Source organism: Halobellus rufus (assembly GCF_000739575.1).
In the GTDB taxonomy this organism is placed as follows: Archaea; Halobacteriota; Halobacteria; order Halobacteriales; family Haloferacaceae; genus Haloquadratum; species Haloquadratum rufum.
Map to the genome: position 1 here is coordinate 294,258 of NZ_BBJO01000014.1, position 17,782 is coordinate 312,039.

Here is a 17,782-nt window from a genome sequence, read left to right on the forward strand (position 1 = left end):
CCCTCCTCGAGATGCCCCCGCTGTGGTCCGCTCTCTCCGACGCGCCGCCAGCGCACTTTTGCTCCCGGCCGTCGAACCGATTCCCGATGGAGTGTGCCTTCGTCGGCGCTGGCTCGGTCGCGCGGAAGTACGCCGCGGGGCTCGCGGACTCGCCGCTGTCGCTCGCGGCCGTCTGCGACCTCGAACCCGAGCGCGCCGAGCGCTTGGCGAGCGACCGCGACGCGGCCGTCTACGGCGATCTCGACGACCTGCTCGCCGCCGAGTCCGCTCCGCTCGTCGTGAACCTCACGAGCCACACGGCCCACGCCGACGTCACCGAGGCGTGTCTCGCGGCCGATCGGCACGTCTTCAGCGAGAAACCGCTCGCGCTCGCGGCCGACCGGGCGCGCTCTCTCGTCCAAACCGCGGAACGCCGCGGTCTCGCCTTCGGGTGCGCGCCGATCAACCACCGCTGCGACGCCCAGCGACACGCCCGCGGGTTCCTCGATGACGACCGGTTCGGCACGGTCCGACTGGGGTACGCACACGCCCACGTCGGGCGAGTGATCGAGTGGCACGACGACCCGGGCTCGTTCTCGACGTGGGTCCGCTGTACGACGGCGCGGTGTACCCGCTCTCGCTTCTGGTCGATTGGTTCGGTCCCGTTGCGGCGGTTCGGACCGCCGACGCGCTCGACGTGTGGCCCGACCGCGAGGAGCGAAAGCCGTCCCGACCGGCGCACGTCGAGGCGACGGTCGAGTTCGCCTCGGGACCGATCGTCCGGCTCACGGCGAGCCTCTACGCGCCGCACCGCAGCCGCGAGTTCAACAGCCTCGAACTCCACGGCGACGACGGCTCGCTGTACCTCGCTGACAGCGGGGCGCTCGCGGCCGACCGCGACACCGTATCGGTCGGCGGATCGGGCCGACAGTACGTGTCGGCCCCGCACCCTCGACCTCGACGGGAACGCCGGTACCTCTCCGGCCCCGAGCGACTCGCAGAAGCGCTCGAACGAGGTGACGCCTCCACGACGGGCGGGCGGCGAGCGGCCCACGTCGTCGCCGTCTGCAACGCTATCGAACGGGCCGCGGCGGAGGGTTCGCGCGTCGGCGTCGACGACGCGCTGACGGACGGCATTCGTCGCGCTGACAGCGATTCTCCGTCAACCCGGCCGCCGCGCCGCGGGCCCGCTACGCGTTCGGACGGAGGCGGACGCGCCGTCGACTCCCCAGCCGTCCGCGACGCCGCGATCCGGCTCCCGCCGGTCGGCTTCGGGTGCTCGCGCTACCGCGACGGCGAGTACGTCGACCGGATCGACTCGGTCGCGACGGCGCTGGACGCGGGCTACCGCCTCCTCGACTCCGCGGAGCTGTACGGCAACGAGTCCCGAATCGGCGACCTCCTCGCCGCGCCGGGCTCTCCGGACCGCGGCGGGCTGTTCGTGATCGGCAAGGTCTGGAACACGAACCACGAACACGTCCTCGAAGCCTGCCGCGGCAGTCTCGCGGAACTCGGGATCGACGCCTTCGACTCGTATCTGCTCCACTGGCCGGAGGCCTGGGCCTACCAGGGCCCGCTCTCGGACCTGGCGTCGAAACCGCCGGCCGAGCAGGAACGGCTGACGTTCCCGACCGACGAAAACGGTGACCCGGCGACGGTCGACGCCGATCTGGAAACGACGTGGCAGCGCCTCGAAGCGCTGTACGAGCGAGGACTGACCCGGACGCTCGGCGTCTGTAACGTCTCGCTGTCGCAGCTACGGAGGATCGCGGACGTCGCGCGGATCCCGCCCGCCGTCGTGCAGGTCGAATCGCACCCGTACCTGCCCCGGACCGAGCTGGTCGAGTGGTGCCACGAGCGCGGGATCCGCGTGATCGCCCATTCGCCACTTTCGGCCTCGGGGCTCCTCGAGGAGCCCGCGATCTGCGACGTCGCCGACGAACACGGCGTTTCACCCGCCGAAATCGCGCTCGCGTTCCACGTCGACCGCGGCGTCGTGCCGATCCCCGCCAGCAACGACCCCGACCACGTGGTCGCGAACCTCGCGGCTGCGAGAGTCCGGCTGAGCGACGCCGACAGACGGCGACTCGGGGCTCTCGAAGACCCGGAGTTCACCCGTGAGTGAGGAATCGGCAATCCCGGAGCGGCTCCTGCGCGAGTGGGTCGCGGTCGCGACGAGCGCGTCGCTCTCTCTACTCGCCGGGGCCGCGGCGCTCTCGGTCGTCGCCGACGGGCCGATGCCGGCCGCGGCGTTCACCTCGGCCACGACGACTATCGCCGTCCCGGCGGCACCGGTCCGCTGGCTGGTCCCGACCGCGCTCGTCGCGGGGTTCGAACTGTGGTTCTGCTTCCGATCGCTGCGCGCGAACCGGCCCGAGACCGCCGCTGACACCGGCGTCCCGTACCGTCGGCTGGGCATCCCCAATCTCGTCACGCTCGCGCGCGGCGGCCTCTTCGCGGCGCTCGCGGCTTCGCCGCGCTCACGCCGCACCCGGCGATCGCGTGGGTTCCGGCCCTGCTTTACGGTGCTGGCTGCGCGCTCGACGCCGTCGACGGCTTTCTCGCCCGTCGGCTCGACCGCCGCACGGTCCTCGGCGCGAAACTCGATATGGCGTTCGACACCACCGGGTTTCTGGTCGCCCCCGTCGTCGCCGTCCTCTGGGGGCAACTGCCGATCTGGTACCTCTCGCTGTCGGCCGCGCGGTACCTTTTCAAAGCCGGACGGGGACTGCGCCGACGCCGCGGACTGCCGGTGTACGACCTGCCGGACAGTCTGATCCGCCGTCCGCTCGCGGGGCTCCAGATGGCGTTCATCACGCTCGCGCTCTCGCCGCTCCTCGGCCTGGCCGCGATTCGGCTCCCGGCCCTACTCGTCCTCGTTCCGTCGCTCGCGGTTTTCCTGCGCGACTACCTCGTCGTCTCCGGCCGTCTCAGGGCTTGAAGCTGTCGGGGGACTCTCGCCCCGACGCCCCGCAACTCACCCCACTGCGCGGATGAGGACGAAGAGCGTCGCGATCGACGCCAGCGTCGTGAGGAAGACGTTCAGCGACGCGAACTCCCCGTCGCCGCCGAGTTCCGTCGCGAACACGTACGTCGACACCGCCGTCGGCGTCCCGAGCATCACGATCGAGGCGGTGAACGTCGCGGCGTCGACGCCGAGCAGCGAGAGCGCGATCCACCCCAGCGCGGGCATACAGACGATCTTCACGGCGACGACCGCGCCGCTCGCGCCGACGTCGACGTTCGGGAGGTCGATCTGCAGCGACGCGCCGACGCAGAGCAGCGCGATCGGAAGCGCGAGCGTCCCGAGGACGTCGAGTCCGGTCGTTATCGGCCCCGGAACCGACAGCCCGAGCGAGCCGATCGTCAGCCCGGCGACGAGCGTCGCGAGAACCGGGTTTCGGGCGAGTCGGTCGAGTTCCTCACCGATCGAGGCGTCCGCCTCGTTGATCGACGTCAGCACGAGGATGGTGAGCGGCACCTGTGTCAGCGACACCACGCCGAGGACGACGCTCGCGATGGCGGTCACCCGCGCGTCGAACGTCGCCGCCACCAGCGGAAGGCCGAGATATCCCAGATTCGAGTGGTACGATTGGACGATCGCGACGCTCCGCCGCCCCGGTTCCTCGCTGCCCCGGTGCACGACCCACGCGATGGCGACCGTGCCGAAGACCGCCGCCAACAGCCCGACGAACAGCTTTCCGGTGAGCAACTCCCCGATCGCCCGGTCGTACGTCGAGACGAAGATGAGCGCCGGGAGCGCGGCGTAGTACGCCACCGTGTTGAGCAGTCGCGTCCGCGACTCGTCGAGGATCCCCGTCGCGCGCAGTCCGGTCCCGACGAAAAGCAGGACTAACAGCGCGAGCAGTCGGGACAGGACCTCCATACCGCTTCTGAGTCTCCCCGGTGTTCTTATCCTGTCGGTCTCGGTGACGCCGGTCCGCTCCCTCGCACTCCCTCGCGCACGAGTGAACCGGTCAGCACGTTCACTCGACAGGGCGAGTTGCCCGCGGTAGTCTGGGTGGTTGTCTGCGGTCAACTGAGCTGCGTTCTGCGATACCCCGGATTCGACAGGTACGCCTTTCACCGCGCCGTTCGTACTCTGCGGCGATGAACGCGACACGGGGTTTCACGTTCGATTTCCACTCCGGAACCATCGTCGCCGGTGCCGGGTGCGTCGGTCGCCTCGGCGACGAACTCGACCGACTCGGTCGCGAGCGGGCGATGCTCGTGAGCGGAGCGACCGTCGGAACCACGCCCGCGGTCGTCGATCCGATCCGCGAGGGGCTCGGCGAGCGCCTCGTCGCCGAGTTCCCCGAGACGAACCCCGACAAGACGCTCGGGACCGCCCTGGGGGGGCTCCGAGTGGCACGGGAACGCGACGTCGACGTCGTCGTCGCCGTCGGCGGCGGCAGCACGCTCGACACCGCGAAAGTGCTCGCGGCGCTGTCGTCGCACGTGGGCTCCACCGGGGCGGACGACGCCGCGGCGGTCGCCGAGCGCGCGATCGAAACGGGCAATCTACCCGTCGCAACCGACGGCGACCCGCTGCCGATCGTCGCCGTCCCGACGACACTCGCCGGCGCGGACCTCTCTGACGTCGCGGGCGTGACGCTCACCCTGGACCGTGAGGTCTCGGTCTCGTCACCTTCGTCCGAATCGTCCGAGGGTCCGCAGAGCGGCGGCGTCAGCGACCCGCGGTTGATGCCGGACGCGCTCTTTTACGACGCCGATCTCTACCGGACGACGCCGCGGTCGGTGCTGGCCGCCTCGGCGATGAACGGCTTCGACAAGGGCGTCGAGATGCTCTACTCGCCGCACGCGACGCCGATCACCGACGGGGCCGCCGCCCGCGGGCTCCACCTCCTCGCGTCGGGGCTCGGCACGATTCGCGAGCAGCAGATGGACGAGGACCGGCTCGCGGACGTCCTCGACGGCATCGTCTGCGTCCAGTACGGACTCGCCGGCGCGGACGCCTACCGCGCGTCGATCATCCACGCGTTCGGGCACGGGTTCTCACACGGATTCGACGTCCATCAGGGGACGATCCACGGCGTGGTCGCCCCGCACGTCCTCCGCTACGTGTTCGACGAGGTCGACGGTCGGCGGCGGCTGCTCGCGGAGGCGCTCGGGCGCTCGACCGACGGCACGTCCGACGCGGCGGTCGCCGAATCAGTGATAGACGCCGTGGAGACCGTCCGAGACGACCTCGGACTCCCGCGCCGCCTTCGCGACGTCGACGGAGTCGCGCGCGCGGATCTAGACGACGTCGCGGAGGCGATCCACGACGACTCGCTTCTCGACGTCGCGCCCGAGGGCGTCGATCCTGCGGTCGGAGAGATCCGAGCGATCCTCGACCGCGCGTGGTGACTCGGCGCTCGGGCCGAGACTGTCACGGTAGCTCGGCTTCCTCGAGCGCGGCCGCCAACCGCGACCCGTCGGGGACGGCCTCGCGAAACGCCGCCGAGCCGATGTCGACCTCGCCGTTGACAGAGAGAAACCCGAGACCACCCGAGGCGGCGTCGTCGAGGTTCACGAGGAACGCGATCTTCCGCGCGGCGGGGACGCCGTCGATCGCGAGGTCCGCGTCGACCGAGCCGTAGAGCCGCCGGTGTTCGGAGACGTGCTCGACGCACTTCGCCGTCGGCGCGAACAGCAACAGCAGGTTCAGCGCGGGTTCGGTCCGCCCGAGTCGCTTGCGGAGCGTGTGCTCGTCGTCTTCGTAGAAGTACCGCTCCATCCGGCGGTACTGCCGGAGGATCTCGTTCGCGCCGCCGGCCATCCGAACGGCCGGATCGGCCTTCAGTTCCGCGAGATACTCGGTCTGCTCGGGGGGTCGCGTCCGGACGTACACGTCGACGGAGCCCCGGTTGCCGTAGTGGTCGTACGGCTCTTCGAGCCGGATCTCCGGCGAGTCGAAGGCCGCCTCGAAGTGCTCGACCACCGCCGTCGCGAGTTCGTCCTCCCGCATCGGTTCGACGGAGTCCCCGGCGGGATATATGCGCTCCGCTGTGGTCCGCCGCCGAGTCGTCGTCCCGGCGACCGCCGACCGGTGCGTTGTTCTATCCGGCACGCCTACGGCCACCTATGCGCGCTGCGCTCATCCTCGCGGGCGGCCGATCGACCCGGTTCGGTGACCGCGACAAGGCCGTCGCGGACCTCGCCGGCACGCCGATGATCCGACGCGTCGCCGACCGGCTCGCGCCCGTCGTCGACGAAGTGGTGATCAACTGTCGGGTCGATCAGGTGGACGCGATCGAGTCGGCGCTCTCGGGGTTCGATCCCGAGCCGTCGTTCGCGGTCGATCGCGATCCCGACGCCGGCCCGATGGCCGGAATCGCTCGCGGGCTGGAGGCCGTCGACGCGCCGTACACGTTCGTGGTGGCCTGCGATATGCCCTTCGTCGACCCCGACGTCGTGCGGCTCCTGTTCGAGCGCGCCGCCGGACACGACGCCGCGGTCCCACGACTGGACGAGTGGTATCAGACCACGCAGGCCGTCTATCGGACCGAGGAGATGGCTGCGGCCTGCCGTCGGGCGCTGGACCGTGGGGCAGACCGGATCGTCACGCCGCTCGACGAACTCGACGCAGTCGTCGTCGACGGCGACGCGATCGAGTCGGTCGGCTCGCTGGACACCTTCGAGAACGTCAACACCGTCGAGGAGTTCGAGGCGGCGGCAGAGCGTCTCGGGTCCGAGTGAGTCAGTCGGCGACCGGACCGCTGATGCCTACACGACGTCGATGAGCGGATCGTCGGCCCGCATCTCCGCGAGGACCACCCGGGGAACGTCGACGCGGTCGTGGATCTCGGCGGCGACCTCCCGGGCGGTCGCTTCGAGGTCGTCGTCGTCGACCATGTTGAGAAGCGGGATCGCCGTCGCGCTCTGGGGGACGTCTTTCAGGCCGCCCGCCGCGCTCGCGAGGACCTCGGCGACGTCCGCGGCGGAGATCTCCTCGCCCTCGGACAGTCCGGTGAGCTTCGACACCTCGTCGACCCGGTGGACGAGCGAGTCGGTGAGCGGTTCGCCCACGACGTGTACGCTCGCGATCGACACCACCGTGTCCGCTGTTCTCGGGAGCTGCGGCTCCTTCTCTGCGGGCGCTTTGAACCGGCGCATCCGCGCGCCATCGGCCTTCACGAGCACGGGAACGTCGAAATCGCCCAATTCGTCGACGACTGCCGGATCGTACCCGCGGTACCGATCCTCGCGTTCCTGTTCGGGGACGAGCCCGAGCGGCCACCCGGCATCGGGATCGGCGGTCTCGCCCGTCGCCCCACCCGTCACTTCCGTGAGCGCGCCGACTGGGTCTCCCGTGACGACGACGCGGTCGACCCAGTCGTCGAAGATCGGGATCCGGACGGTCGCGGTGACGACCGCCCGGTCCAGTCGCGATGCGAGCGCGGCGAGCGTCGTCTTCTTCCCGCCCGCGCCGACGACGCAGGTCGTTCCGCTGTCGGCCTCCAGCGCAGCGACGATGTCCATACTCCGAGAACGCGCGCGGGGCTGTTGAGACTGTCGAAGAACGCGACTCCGCCGCCGGACCGCTCAGGACAGTTGCGCGGTGATGTCCGTCGAGGAGACCATCCCGACGAGGTCGTCGTCGACGACCGGGAGGTGGCTGATGCCGAAGTTCTCCATCATCGCCGCGGCCTCGGTGAGCCGGAGGTCGGGCGTGACCGTCTCGACGGATTCGGTCATCACCTCGGCGACGGTCGTCTCCGCCGGATCGCGCTCTCGGGCGATGGCGTCGAGGACGTCCGTACTGGTGAGGATCGCCAATTCGGTCGACGGAACCAAGAGCGCGCTCACGTCTTCGCTCCGCATCCGCGTTGCCGCCACCACCAACGTCGCGTCCGGACTGATCGTCACGAGCGACGTCGACATCACATCTCTCACTAGGGTCCGTTCGCTGGTCATACCCAGTCGGATGCGACGGAGGGGCTTCGGTGTTTCGTCATCGCCGCCGGGCTACTGTTCTTTCTCGTAGCGCTTTCGCTCCTGCGTCGGGTGGTCCTTGATGAACACCTTCGTGTGGTCCGGGATGTCCTCGGTGATCCAGGAGTTCGCACCGATGCTGACGTGGTCGCCGACCGTCACCGCGCCGAGCACCTTCGTCCCCGCCCCGATGACGACGGAGTCGCCGATGTCGGGGTGTCGTTTGTACCCCTTCTTCAGCGCGTGCTCTTCGCCCTCCTCCTCCTCGAAGTGGAGCGCGCCGAGCGTGACGTCCTGGTAGAGCCGCACCCACTCGCCGACGGTCGCGGTCTCGCCGATGACGACGCCGGTCCCGTGGTCGATGAAGAAGTGCTCGCCGATCTCCGCGCCCGGGTGGATGTCGATCCCGGTCTGCGTCTTGCCGTACTCGGTGAGCTCTCTGGCGTACTCGCTCGCGCCGAAGTCGTAGAGGACGTGCGCGAACCGCTGGATCGCGATCGCGAGGAAGCCGGGGTACGAGCGGACGATCTCCATGTACGTCTTCGCCGCCGGGTCGCCCTTGTAGGCGGCCTCGACGTCCTTCTTCAGCAGCGATCGAACGCGCGGGAGGCTGTCCAGTACCGCGCCGACGGTCTCGTCGGGACGGCTGTCGGTGTACGGGCAGATGCCCGCCTTGATCAGGCTGCCGAGGTCGTCGAGGCGGTCAAGCACGGCCAGTTCGTCGCGGACGAGTTCCGGCGCGTTCCAGCACGTCGGGAAGAACAACTCCTGGAGGATCGCGATCTCCTCGCGGCGGTGGTCTCGGTCCGGGAAACACGCCGTCACGCTGGTCGGGAACGGGTCCGCGTCGTTCTGATACGAGTCGAAGAGCCGTTCGTGAGCGTCCCCAGCGTACCGGTAGTCCATACCCCGCCTACTCACTAGTGGCGTATTATAGTAGCGTTTGCAGCCGATTTCACTCACACCGCCCGCGACGAGCGGACTTGGACGTCCTTCGGTCGTGCGCCGGACGCTTCCGGCCACGAAAGTACTTTTGCCCGATAAATACAATACTGATGTAGCGCCGTACCCAACGGTTCGCCAAGACACTCCACCTATGACATCCGATTCAAACACCGACAGCGACTGGATGGCAGCCGTCGCTCGAAACCGCGAGCAGAAAGAGCGGTTCTTCCGCGAACACCAGCGCTCGCCGATACCCCCGGAGTTACGCGGCGATGACTTCCCCGGCCTCGACTACTACGAGGTCGACCCGGCGTATCGATTCGAACTGGAACTCGAACGCTACGACGACCCCGAGACGGTGGTCGTCGAGACCACCGCGGACGGCGAGCAGACGTACCGCCGCGTCGGGCAGTTCCGATTCGAGGTCGACGGCACCGAGGTGACGCTCGACGCCTTCGAGCCGACGGACGGGAGCGACCGCCTGTGGGTGCCGTTCCGCGACGCCACCAGCGGCGAGGAGACGTACGGTGCCGGTCGATACGTCGACCTCGAACCCGAGGAGGATCGCCGGGAGGACGGAAGCTGGGTCCTCGATCTCAACCGCGCGTACAACCCGACCTGCGCGTACAACCCCGCCTACGAGTGTCCGCTCGTTCCGGCCTCGAACTGGCTCGAGGTACCGATCCGCGCGGGCGAACGTGACTTCCCGGTCGACGTCCACGCGGACCACTAGTCGACGTCGACGGCGAGCGTCCACGCCGGCAGTGGTCCGCCGGTGTTACCCCTTGAGTAACAACGCCGCGAGGAGCGCTCCGCCGACGATGAACGCCCCGCTGACGACGCCGCCGACGGCGAGCGGTCCGAGTCCGATCCCGTTCACTCCCCCGCTGGTCTCGCCGGACGTCACGGGCGCGGCGGTCACCGTCGACGTCCGCGTCGTCTCCGTCTGGACCACGAGGCTCCCGACGTCGACGGGATCGCCGGCCCGCTCGCTCCCGGCGTACAGCGAGACGTCGTAGTCGGCGACGTCTAACGTCGAGTCCAGCGACGTCTCCGAGACGACGCGGACGCTGTCGCCGCCGGAGGTGCTGAGCGTCTCGTCGCTCCGGCCGGCCAAGGAGGTGTCGACGTAGAGGACGGCCTGCCCGTCGTCGTCGCCGTCTCGCACGACCGCTTCCAGTTCGTAGTTCGAATCGCTCTCGTCTCCGATGACGACCACCGCTTCGTCCGCGTCGCCACCGTTGTCGGACGAGAACGAGATCGGAATCGCGGCGACCCCGCCGCGGTCGACGAGGAAGATGTTCTCGGCGAAGGCGACCGGCGGCGACGGCCCATCGGTCGGCGTCGCCGTCCGCGTCTGCTCGGGGATCGGCGTGGGCGTGCCGCTCGGCGGCGTCTCCGCGCACTCCTCGCCGCAGGCGACGACCTCGCCGTCGACCTCGGTCTCGGCCGAGCCGTTCTCGAACCGGGCGGTGAGGGCGAACGTGTCGTTCGCCCGCTGCCGATCGAAGTCGAACGTCGTCGCCCACGTCCCGTTCTCCGTCACGACGCCGGTAGACGTCTTCAGGAACACCGGTTCGGTGTCGCCAACAGAGCGCACGCGGACCACGATCTCGGTCCCGACCGGCGCGTCCGCGGTCCCGCGGACGACCTGGGACGTCCCGTTCGCGACCGTCACCACGCCGCCGTCGGTGTCGACGCTCACGCTCGGATCTGCGGCGACTGATCCGGCGAAGGCCGCCGGCGCGAGCGCCGCCGTCACCAAGATCCACGTGAGCGCCAGCGTTCGGTAGCGACTCGTCATACCGCGCCTCCTCGCTCGGTTTCGGACCCGCCGCGGACGACGCGAGCGCCGCTGCGGACCACGGCTCCGACATCGGTCGAACTCTCTGCGTTCATCGGTAGTTCACTCCGCTCGTTTCCGTGCTCGATGGTGATTCGGAGGGCATCGGTTTCTCGAAGGCGGGGCATCCAGTAAGAACGCCCGATTGCTTCAATAGCGTTTTACGCTATCTCGGTTCCGTTAGTCAATCGACCGACACGCTGAAAAATCCACGGCACGGAGTGGCGACGACGTGACGAACGACCCCCGAACCGGGCGCGGACTGACCGTCAGTCGCCGCCGCGCGCTGGCGATCGGGAGCGCGGCGGCGGCCACGCTGCTCTCGGTGGGCGAGGTTCCGGCTCTCGGCTCCGTGGGCTCGGACGACCGGTCGCGCGAGGACGCGGACTCCATCGAGCGGATCCACTCGCTGGGGATCACCGGCGAGGGGGTCCGCGTCGCCGTGTTGGACCCGACCGGGTTCGATCCCACGCACGCGGCCCTCGGCGGCGCGGTCGAGGAGGTCCGCCAGTTCGGCTCCGAGCGGGCCGTCGTCGACGGCGCGAGCCACGGCACCGCGGCGGCCGCCTCGGTCGTCAGTCTCGCCCCGGACGCCCGCCTCTCGCTCGCGTCCTTCCGGCGAACCGGGGAGTTCGTCGAGGCGATCGATTGGGCGCGTTCGCGCGGTGTCGACGCCGTCTTGACGCCTGTCGCCGCGTACGGCTCGCGGGCGACGCGGCGATCGGCAGTCTTTCGAGCGGCGCGACGCGCGGTCGAGGACGGGTGTGCCTTCGTCGCGCCCACCGGCAACGCGGCTCTCGGTCACTGGCAGGCACCGTACGCGGCCCTCGCGGCGGACGAGTCGGGGGAGCGAAGGCGGCTCCGGGTCGGGAATCGCGTCGGTTCGTCGTCGCCGAGAGGCCGGTTCGTGGCGTGGCTCACCGTCGAGCCCTCGATCGACGTCGAACTGACGCTCGCGCTCCTCAGAGCCGTCGACGGCGGCGAGCGCTGGAACCTCGTGTCGGTGTCGACGCCCGCGGGGCCGGACACCGGGAAGCGACTCGCCGCTGACCTCTCGGACGGGACGTACGCGCTCGTCGTTCGACCGGCGACGCGCGGCGAGACGGACACCTCCGCGACGGATCAGTCGGAGCGGGAACTGGCCGGCCGCGTGGAGATCACGACGCCCACGCACCTGCTGGCCTCGCCTCGCTCAGCCGGCAGCATCGCCGTCCCCGCCAGCGTCCCCGGAGTCATCGCGGTCGGCGTCACCGACGACGCTCAGCGCGCGACGTCCGCGTCGGCGACGGGGTCCGGCTCTGATCCGACGGAACCGTCGGTCGAAGCGGGCGTTTCCCCGCACAGCGGCCGCGGACCGACGGCCTCGGGTGCCGTAGGCGTCGACGTGGTGGCACCGCCGTCTCCGTGGGTCGGCGGGGGAACTCCCGGGACGTCGGCCGCGGCCGCGCGGGCGGCCGGCGCGGTCGCGCTCGTCCTCGACGCCGTTCCCGACCTCACTCCGTCGGATGTCGTGGGGATCCTCCGGGCCTCCGCGGGCGACGTCGGCCCCACTGGTCGGGACTTGGCCGCCGGTTCCGGGCGATTGGACGTCGTCGCAGCCGTTCAGCGGGCTCGGTCCCGGTGAGGTCGCGGCGGTTTCTCTCGTCCTTCGAGGTCGGCTGTTCACCTCCGTCCGGCGATCAAAGAGGCGCTTAAGCTACACCCACGTTGATAAGCCCCGTCTCCGTAGCGCGGGGTAGGGATGTCCTCACCGATCGCCCGGCTCGGGAACTGGACGCGGTCGCCGGACGCCGATCCGGCGGTCGTCGACGTCGTCGACGACGAGGCCGGGGAACTGGTCGAGGCGCTGGGATCCGAGACGGCGAGAGAACTGGTGCACGCGCTGCACCAGGAGCCGATGCCGCCGTCCGAGCTGGCCCGCGAACTCGACACCTCGGTACAGAACGTCCACTACCACCTCTCGAAACTCCGCGCGGCCGAGGTCGTCGAGTCAGTCGGGACGCGACTCTCCGAGAAGGGCAACGAGATGACCGTCTACGCGCCCGCGGCCGATCCGATCGTGCTCGTCGGCTCCTCGTCGACCGCACAGCGGGAGACGCTCAGAACGTCGCTCGCCGACTGGGTGACCGGCGTCGCCGTGCTCGCCTTGAGCAGTCTGGCCGTTCAGATCGCCGCCGAGCGCGTTCTCGGGAGCGCCGCGACGTCGCTCTTCGAGCCCGCGAGCCTCGCGCTCGACGACGGCAACGTGCTCGTCCGCGGCGTGTTGCTGCTGACCGAACCCGGACTGCTCTTCTTCGTCGGCGGCCTCGCGGTCTTCGTCGCCGTGGCCGTAGCCCGCCGTCGCCGGTAGCGGAGTGATCCGTTCGACGCCGGCCGGGCGCTGCCGGTGTAAACCGTTTTCACTTGAGATACGCTTATTAGGAAACCACATCACTTTGACCTATGGGCGGTGATCGTCTGTCGATCCGTCGGCGTGACCTCCTCTGTGGGGCGATAGCCGGACTGAGCGGGCTCAGCGGCTGCTCGGGCGCCGTGGGATCCGCCGGCAGACAACCGGACCCGGTTTCGATTCTCGCCGCCGGAAGTCTGAACAACGCGCTGGAGAACGGGCTCCGGTCAGATCTCGATACCCCACTGCAGGTCGAAGCACACGGCTCCGCCCGCGTCGCGCGGATGGTCGCCGACGGGCAGAAGGACCCGGACGTCGTCTCCGTCGCCGACACGGCCCTCTTCGACGGGCCGACCCACCCGCCGTGGTTCGCGGAGTTCGCGACCAACTCCGTCGTCGTCGCCTACGACCCCGAGAGCGAGGGCGGCCAGCGCATCGCGGCCGCCGGACCCGACGAGTGGTACCGTCCGCTCCTCGACGACTCGGTCTCGCTCGGGCGAACGGATCCGGACCTCGATCCGTTGGGGTATCGGACGCTGTTCGTCTTCGAACTCGCCAGCGAGTACTACGGGACCGACTCCGACCTCCGAACCGCGATCCCGACCCGCGAACAGCTCTTTCCGGAGACGCAACTCGTCAGCCAGTTCGAGACCGGGAGCGTCGACGCGGCGATAACCTACCGCAATATGGCCGTCGAGCGCGACTACGCGTTCGTCGAACTCCCGGCGGCGATCGATCTGAGCGATCCGGCGCACGCCGACGACTACGCGGCCGCGAGGTACGAACTCCCGAGCGGCAAAGTCGTCCGCGGCGGTCCGATCAGCTACGCCTCGACGGCACGGAACCGAACCGAGGCGGTTCTCGACGTCTTCGACGAACACGTTCGCGGAGCGTACCTCCGCGAGTTCGGCTTCTCCGTGCCGGACGAGTACCCGACGTTCTCAGGCAATGTTCCCGACGAAATCACGCGCTGACGCGGTCGTCGACCGGGTCGACTGGCTCACCGTCACGCTGCTTCTCGGCGGCGTGTTGCTCTGCTACTACCTCGTCCCGCTCGCCTCGCTGCTCCTCAGCCAACCGCCGGGAGTCGTCCTCCGCCGACTGGGCGAGCCAGACGTGGTCGCCGCGGCGTCGACCTCGCTCGCGACGGCGACCGCGAGCGTCGTCGTCGCGTCGGTGTTCGGACTCCCGCTGGCCTACTGGCTCGCGGCCGCGGAGGGGCGCGCCGAGACCCTCGTCACGGCGGTCGTCGTACTGCCGCTGGTGCTCCCGCCGATCGTCAGCGGGATGGTGCTTCTCACGCTCGTCGGACCGGGGACGCTCGTCGGAGAGGCCGCCGCCGCAAACGGCGTCCCGCTGACCCGCTCGCTGATCGGGGTCGTGCTGGCGCAGACGTTCGTCGCGTCGCCGTTCGTCGTCGTCACGGCGAAGGCGGCCTTCGAGGGCGTCGACCGCAACCTGGAGTACGCCTCGCGGACGCTCGGGAAGAACCGGCTGACGACGCTCCGCCGCGTCACGCTCCCGCTGGCGTGGCCGGGGATCCTCGCCGGGATCACGCTGGCGTTCGCTCGGTCGATCGGGGAGTTCGGCGCGACGATTATGCTCGCGTACTACCCGCGGACGATGCCGGTGCAGATCTGGGTGTCCTTCACCACGCTGGGACTGGAGCAGGCGTTCCCGATCGCCGTCATCCTCGTCGGCGTCGCGATCGCCGCGCTCGTACTGCTCACGACGCTCGGGAGGAATCCGCTGGCCCGATGACGCTGACGCTCTCGGGGCTCGCGAAAGCCCGCGGCGAGTTCGCGTTGGGGCCGCTCGACCTCTCGATCGCCGACGAGGTATTCTGCGTCCTCGGCCCCTCCGGCAGCGGGAAGTCGACGCTGCTCTCGCTTCTGGCCGGTATCTCCGAACCGGACGACGGGACGGTCGCGGTCGACGGCCGATCGATGAACGGTCGACCGCCGGAGGAGCGACGCGTCGGCCTCGTGTTCCAAGACGGGGCGCTCTTCCCGCACCTCACCGCCCGAGAGAACGTCGAGTACGCCGCCGAAGACCCCGAATACGTCGGAGAACTGACCGAAATTCTGTCCATCGACGACGTCCTCGATCGGCGGCCCGCGAGTCTCTCGGGGGGAGAACGCCAGCGCGTCGCGCTGGCCCGCACCCTCGCGTCGGAGCCCGACGTCCTCTTGCTCGACGAGCCTCTGTCGAGCCTCGACGAGCCGATCAGCCGACGGCTCCGCGGCGACCTCGACCGGCTCTTCGACACGCTCGCCGTCCCGGTCATCTACGTGACACACGATCAGCGAACCGCCACGGCGCTGGCCGACCGGATCGCGATTCTCAACGACGGACGGATCGAACAGGTGGACGCGCCGACGACCGTCCTCGAACGCCCCGCGTCCCGGTTCGTCGCGGAGTTCACCGGCAACGAGAACGTCTTCGAGGTCCGGTTCGACGACAGGAACGGTCGCGGACCCCGAATCGGCGGGACGCTCCTCCGCGGTCCGAACGACCGATCGGAACCGGCAGCAGGGCTCGAAGCCACCCCCGGTGTGTCCGCTGTAACCGTCTGCGTTCACCCCTCTCGGATCCGGTTCCCGGCCGATAGCGATTTCGAGGACGCCGCCTATCGCGTACCGGTGACGATCGAGCGGTGGCTCCACGAGAACGACTCCTATCGCGTGTTCGCGCGCGTGAACGAGAGCCTCGATCTGACCGCGACGATGTCGCGAATCGCGTTCGATCGACTGGACCCCGCCCGGGGGGACGAAACCGTCGTCGCGATACCGACGGATTCGATCCACGTCCTCGAGCAGTCCGACTCCCGATAAATATCGAATATATTATCTTTATTATTTAATGTTGGAATAGTTACTAATCCGAAATCTCTCAAAATTACTTAGAAGATCCAGGAATACCAACTTTTACTAGAACTACTTATTATATTTATATACTAGAAAATTTATATTTACCCGATTATGTTTGTGAGCTCCACGATCACTGTCGATGAACAGGACAGACGTAGCGTCCGACCGGGGCCCCTCGAATCGGTTTCGTCAGCCGTCTATCTCAAATTATAAGTCAGGTCGTTACTTCTGCGCTACTATGCATCACACGTCGACAGTCGAGGTGCCCCCGGTGAAGGATCTCTCTCGGATCGCCGCGGAGAACAACCCCGACAAGGTCGCGTTCGGTAACGGTGTGGGCGGAAAGACGATGACGTGGGCGGAGTTCGACGAGCGGAGCAATCAGGCCGCCAACGCGTTCAAACAGTACGTCGGACAGGGTGACCGCATCGCGCTGCTCTGTGAGAACTCCCTCGAACACACCGTCCTCTGGAACGGCGGGTTGAAGACCGGTTGTACCGTCTCGAACCTTCACGTGCGCGCGTCGCCGAACACGCTCAAGACGTGTATCGACTCGTTTCGCCCGCGGGTGCTCGTCGTCGACGAGGACACCTCCGAGTTCTTCGAGGAGCGAATCCGCGACAAGATCGACACCGACCTCGACGCCGTCGTCAACGTCGGCGAGGCACAGACCGACTACGAGGCGTCCTACGAGTCGTTCCTCGACGGTCAGTCCAAGACCGAACCGGACGTCCGCGTGCGCGAGGAAGACGTCGCCGTCGTGATGTGGACCTCCGGGACGACGGGCGAACCGAAGGGCTGGTGTCACACCAACCGCGGGCTCTACTTCCGGGCGAACGCCCTCGTCTCCGTGTACGAACTCCACCGGTCGGCCCGGCAGCCGCACGTGTTCACGCCGTCGTTCGCCGCGTGGTACTCCGCGACGCTCCCCGCGTTGGTCTCCGGGGCGACGACGTACTTCCTCAGTTCGTGGGACCCCGAGGACTACGTCGAAATGATCGACGAACACGACCTCACGAGCGCGCTCCTCGTCCCGACGATGTGGCGCGAGATCCTCAACCTCGACTCCCTCGGCGACTACGACCTGAGCTCGCTCGGCGCGATTATGTCCGCCGGCGAGGTGCTGAACGCGACGACGCTCCGACGCCTGCGCGAGGACGTCTGCGACGTGGTGAAGAACTCCTACGCCGCGACGGAGGCGTACGCGACGGTGATGGAGAACGCCGAACTCGACGAGAGCCGCGTGGAGAGCGTCGGCAAACCGGTGCCGGGGGTACAGATCCGCATCGTCGACGAGGACGGGACCTACCGCGACGTCAAACCGACCGGCGAGGTCGGGGAGATCGCGGTCAAAGCGCCGGACTGCCCGGTCTGGGCGTGGGAGCGAACGGAGAAGACCGAGGAGGTCTTCGAGGACGGCTGGTGGTACTCCGGCGACCTCGGGTACAAAGACGAGGAGGGGTTCATCTACCTCGAAGGGCGGACCGATCTGATGATCCTCTCGAAGGGGATCAAGGTGTACCCCTCGCCGGTCGAGGAGCGACTCAACGCCCACCCCGACGTCAACGAGTCCGCCGTCGTCGGCGTCGAGGACGACGAGTACGGCGAGAAGGTCGTCGCATACGTCTACCCCGCCGATCCCGACCTCACCGCCGAGGAACTGGACCAGTGGTGTCTCGACAGCGACGAACTCGCACGGATGGAGCGCCCCAGGGAGTACCACTTCGTCGACGAGTCGCTGCCGCGGACCTCGACGGGGAAACTCGATCGACTGAGTGCCAAGGGCGAGTAGAAGAAGTTATATATTAGATTCTCTCC

At 68.6% G+C, this 17,782-nt stretch carries 17 protein-coding genes and 1 pseudogene; 11 read left to right on the forward strand and 7 right to left on the reverse strand.

Going from position 1 to position 17,782, the window contains the following annotated elements; all coding sequences use genetic code 11:
* Positions 1-86 precede the first annotated feature (86 nt).
* Both ACP99_RS07950 and ACP99_RS20835 read left to right on the forward strand, forming a co-directional pair.
* Positions 87-2,104: pseudogene (locus ACP99_RS07950) on the forward strand (aldo/keto reductase).
* 390 nt (positions 2,105-2,494) lie between these two features.
* Positions 2,495-2,920 carry a CDP-alcohol phosphatidyltransferase family protein gene (locus ACP99_RS20835; protein WP_331280763.1) on the forward strand — a complete coding sequence of 142 codons (426 nt, stop codon included), beginning with the start codon at positions 2,495-2,497 and terminating at the stop codon, positions 2,918-2,920.
* 36 nt (positions 2,921-2,956) lie between these two features.
* Here ACP99_RS20835 and ACP99_RS07960 read toward each other — a convergent pair whose 3' ends face one another.
* Positions 2,957-3,865, reverse strand: a complete 909-nt coding sequence (locus ACP99_RS07960; protein WP_049986077.1) for an AEC family transporter — start codon at positions 3,863-3,865, stop codon at positions 2,957-2,959.
* A gap of 224 nt (positions 3,866-4,089) precedes the next feature.
* On the opposite strand from ACP99_RS07960, the gene ACP99_RS07965 reads away from it, so the two are divergent.
* Entirely contained in the window at positions 4,090-5,349 is a 1,260-nt protein-coding gene (locus tag ACP99_RS07965; RefSeq protein WP_049986078.1) for an iron-containing alcohol dehydrogenase family protein, read from the forward strand.
* A gap of 22 nt (positions 5,350-5,371) precedes the next feature.
* On the opposite strand, the gene ACP99_RS07970 is transcribed toward ACP99_RS07965, so the two are convergent.
* Complete coding sequence (locus ACP99_RS07970; RefSeq protein ID WP_049986079.1) at positions 5,372-5,950, reverse strand: hypothetical protein; 579 nt, start codon at positions 5,948-5,950, stop codon at positions 5,372-5,374.
* Between the two features lie 116 nt (positions 5,951-6,066).
* Here ACP99_RS07970 and mobA point away from each other — a divergent pair, with 116 nt between their 5' ends.
* On the forward strand, positions 6,067-6,681 hold the full coding sequence (gene mobA / locus ACP99_RS07975) for a molybdenum cofactor guanylyltransferase (RefSeq protein ID WP_049986080.1): 615 nt from the start codon (positions 6,067-6,069) through the stop codon (positions 6,679-6,681).
* Positions 6,682-6,708: 27 nt separating this feature from the next.
* Here the strand turns inward: mobA and yqeC are convergent, their stop codons facing one another.
* From yqeC to epsC, 3 genes are all read right to left on the reverse strand, one after another.
* Positions 6,709-7,464 carry a selenium cofactor biosynthesis protein YqeC gene (gene yqeC / locus ACP99_RS07980; RefSeq protein WP_049986081.1) on the reverse strand — a complete coding sequence of 252 codons (756 nt, stop codon included), beginning with the start codon at positions 7,462-7,464 and terminating at the stop codon, positions 6,709-6,711.
* Positions 7,465-7,527: 63 nt separating this feature from the next.
* Positions 7,528-7,899 (reverse strand): CBS domain-containing protein, encoded by a 372-nt coding sequence (locus ACP99_RS07985; protein WP_197052385.1) that lies wholly within the window; start codon positions 7,897-7,899, stop codon positions 7,528-7,530.
* Positions 7,900-7,950: 51 nt separating this feature from the next.
* Positions 7,951-8,823, reverse strand: a complete 873-nt coding sequence (gene epsC / locus ACP99_RS07990) for a serine O-acetyltransferase EpsC (protein WP_049986083.1) — start codon at positions 8,821-8,823, stop codon at positions 7,951-7,953.
* 190 nt (positions 8,824-9,013) lie between these two features.
* Between epsC and ACP99_RS07995 the strand changes: the two genes are divergently transcribed.
* Positions 9,014-9,595, forward strand: coding sequence for a DUF1684 domain-containing protein (locus ACP99_RS07995; RefSeq protein WP_049986084.1), 582 nt, complete (start codon positions 9,014-9,016; stop codon positions 9,593-9,595).
* 45 nt (positions 9,596-9,640) lie between these two features.
* On the opposite strand, the gene ACP99_RS08000 is transcribed toward ACP99_RS07995, so the two are convergent.
* Positions 9,641-10,666, reverse strand: coding sequence for a BGTF surface domain-containing protein (locus ACP99_RS08000; RefSeq protein WP_049986085.1), 1,026 nt, complete (start codon positions 10,664-10,666; stop codon positions 9,641-9,643).
* Positions 10,663-10,833 (reverse strand): hypothetical protein, encoded by a 171-nt coding sequence (locus tag ACP99_RS19895; protein ID WP_156105630.1) that lies wholly within the window; start codon positions 10,831-10,833, stop codon positions 10,663-10,665. Before ACP99_RS19895 ends, ACP99_RS08000 begins: the two co-directional genes overlap by 4 nt.
* Before the next feature lie 104 nt (positions 10,834-10,937).
* On the opposite strand from ACP99_RS19895, the gene ACP99_RS08005 reads away from it, so the two are divergent.
* From ACP99_RS08005 to ACP99_RS08030, 6 genes are all read left to right on the forward strand, one after another.
* Positions 10,938-12,329, forward strand: coding sequence for a S8 family serine peptidase (locus ACP99_RS08005; RefSeq protein ID WP_049986086.1), 1,392 nt, complete (start codon positions 10,938-10,940; stop codon positions 12,327-12,329).
* A gap of 117 nt (positions 12,330-12,446) precedes the next feature.
* Entirely contained in the window at positions 12,447-13,055 is a 609-nt protein-coding gene (locus tag ACP99_RS08010) for an ArsR/SmtB family transcription factor (protein WP_049986087.1), read from the forward strand.
* Positions 13,056-13,147: 92 nt separating this feature from the next.
* Complete coding sequence (locus ACP99_RS08015) at positions 13,148-14,068, forward strand: extracellular solute-binding protein (RefSeq protein WP_049986088.1); 921 nt, start codon at positions 13,148-13,150, stop codon at positions 14,066-14,068.
* Positions 14,043-14,855, forward strand: coding sequence for a molybdate ABC transporter permease subunit (locus tag ACP99_RS08020; RefSeq protein ID WP_049986089.1), 813 nt, complete (start codon positions 14,043-14,045; stop codon positions 14,853-14,855). Before ACP99_RS08015 ends, ACP99_RS08020 begins: the two co-directional genes overlap by 26 nt.
* Positions 14,852-15,928, forward strand: a complete 1,077-nt coding sequence (locus tag ACP99_RS08025; protein ID WP_049986090.1) for an ABC transporter ATP-binding protein — start codon at positions 14,852-14,854, stop codon at positions 15,926-15,928. The genes ACP99_RS08020 and ACP99_RS08025 overlap by 4 nt, the downstream gene beginning before the upstream one ends.
* A 274-nt stretch (positions 15,929-16,202) precedes the next feature.
* On the forward strand, positions 16,203-17,756 hold the full coding sequence (locus ACP99_RS08030; RefSeq protein ID WP_049986091.1) for a class I adenylate-forming enzyme family protein: 1,554 nt from the start codon (positions 16,203-16,205) through the stop codon (positions 17,754-17,756).
* Positions 17,757-17,782: the final 26 nt, after the last annotated feature.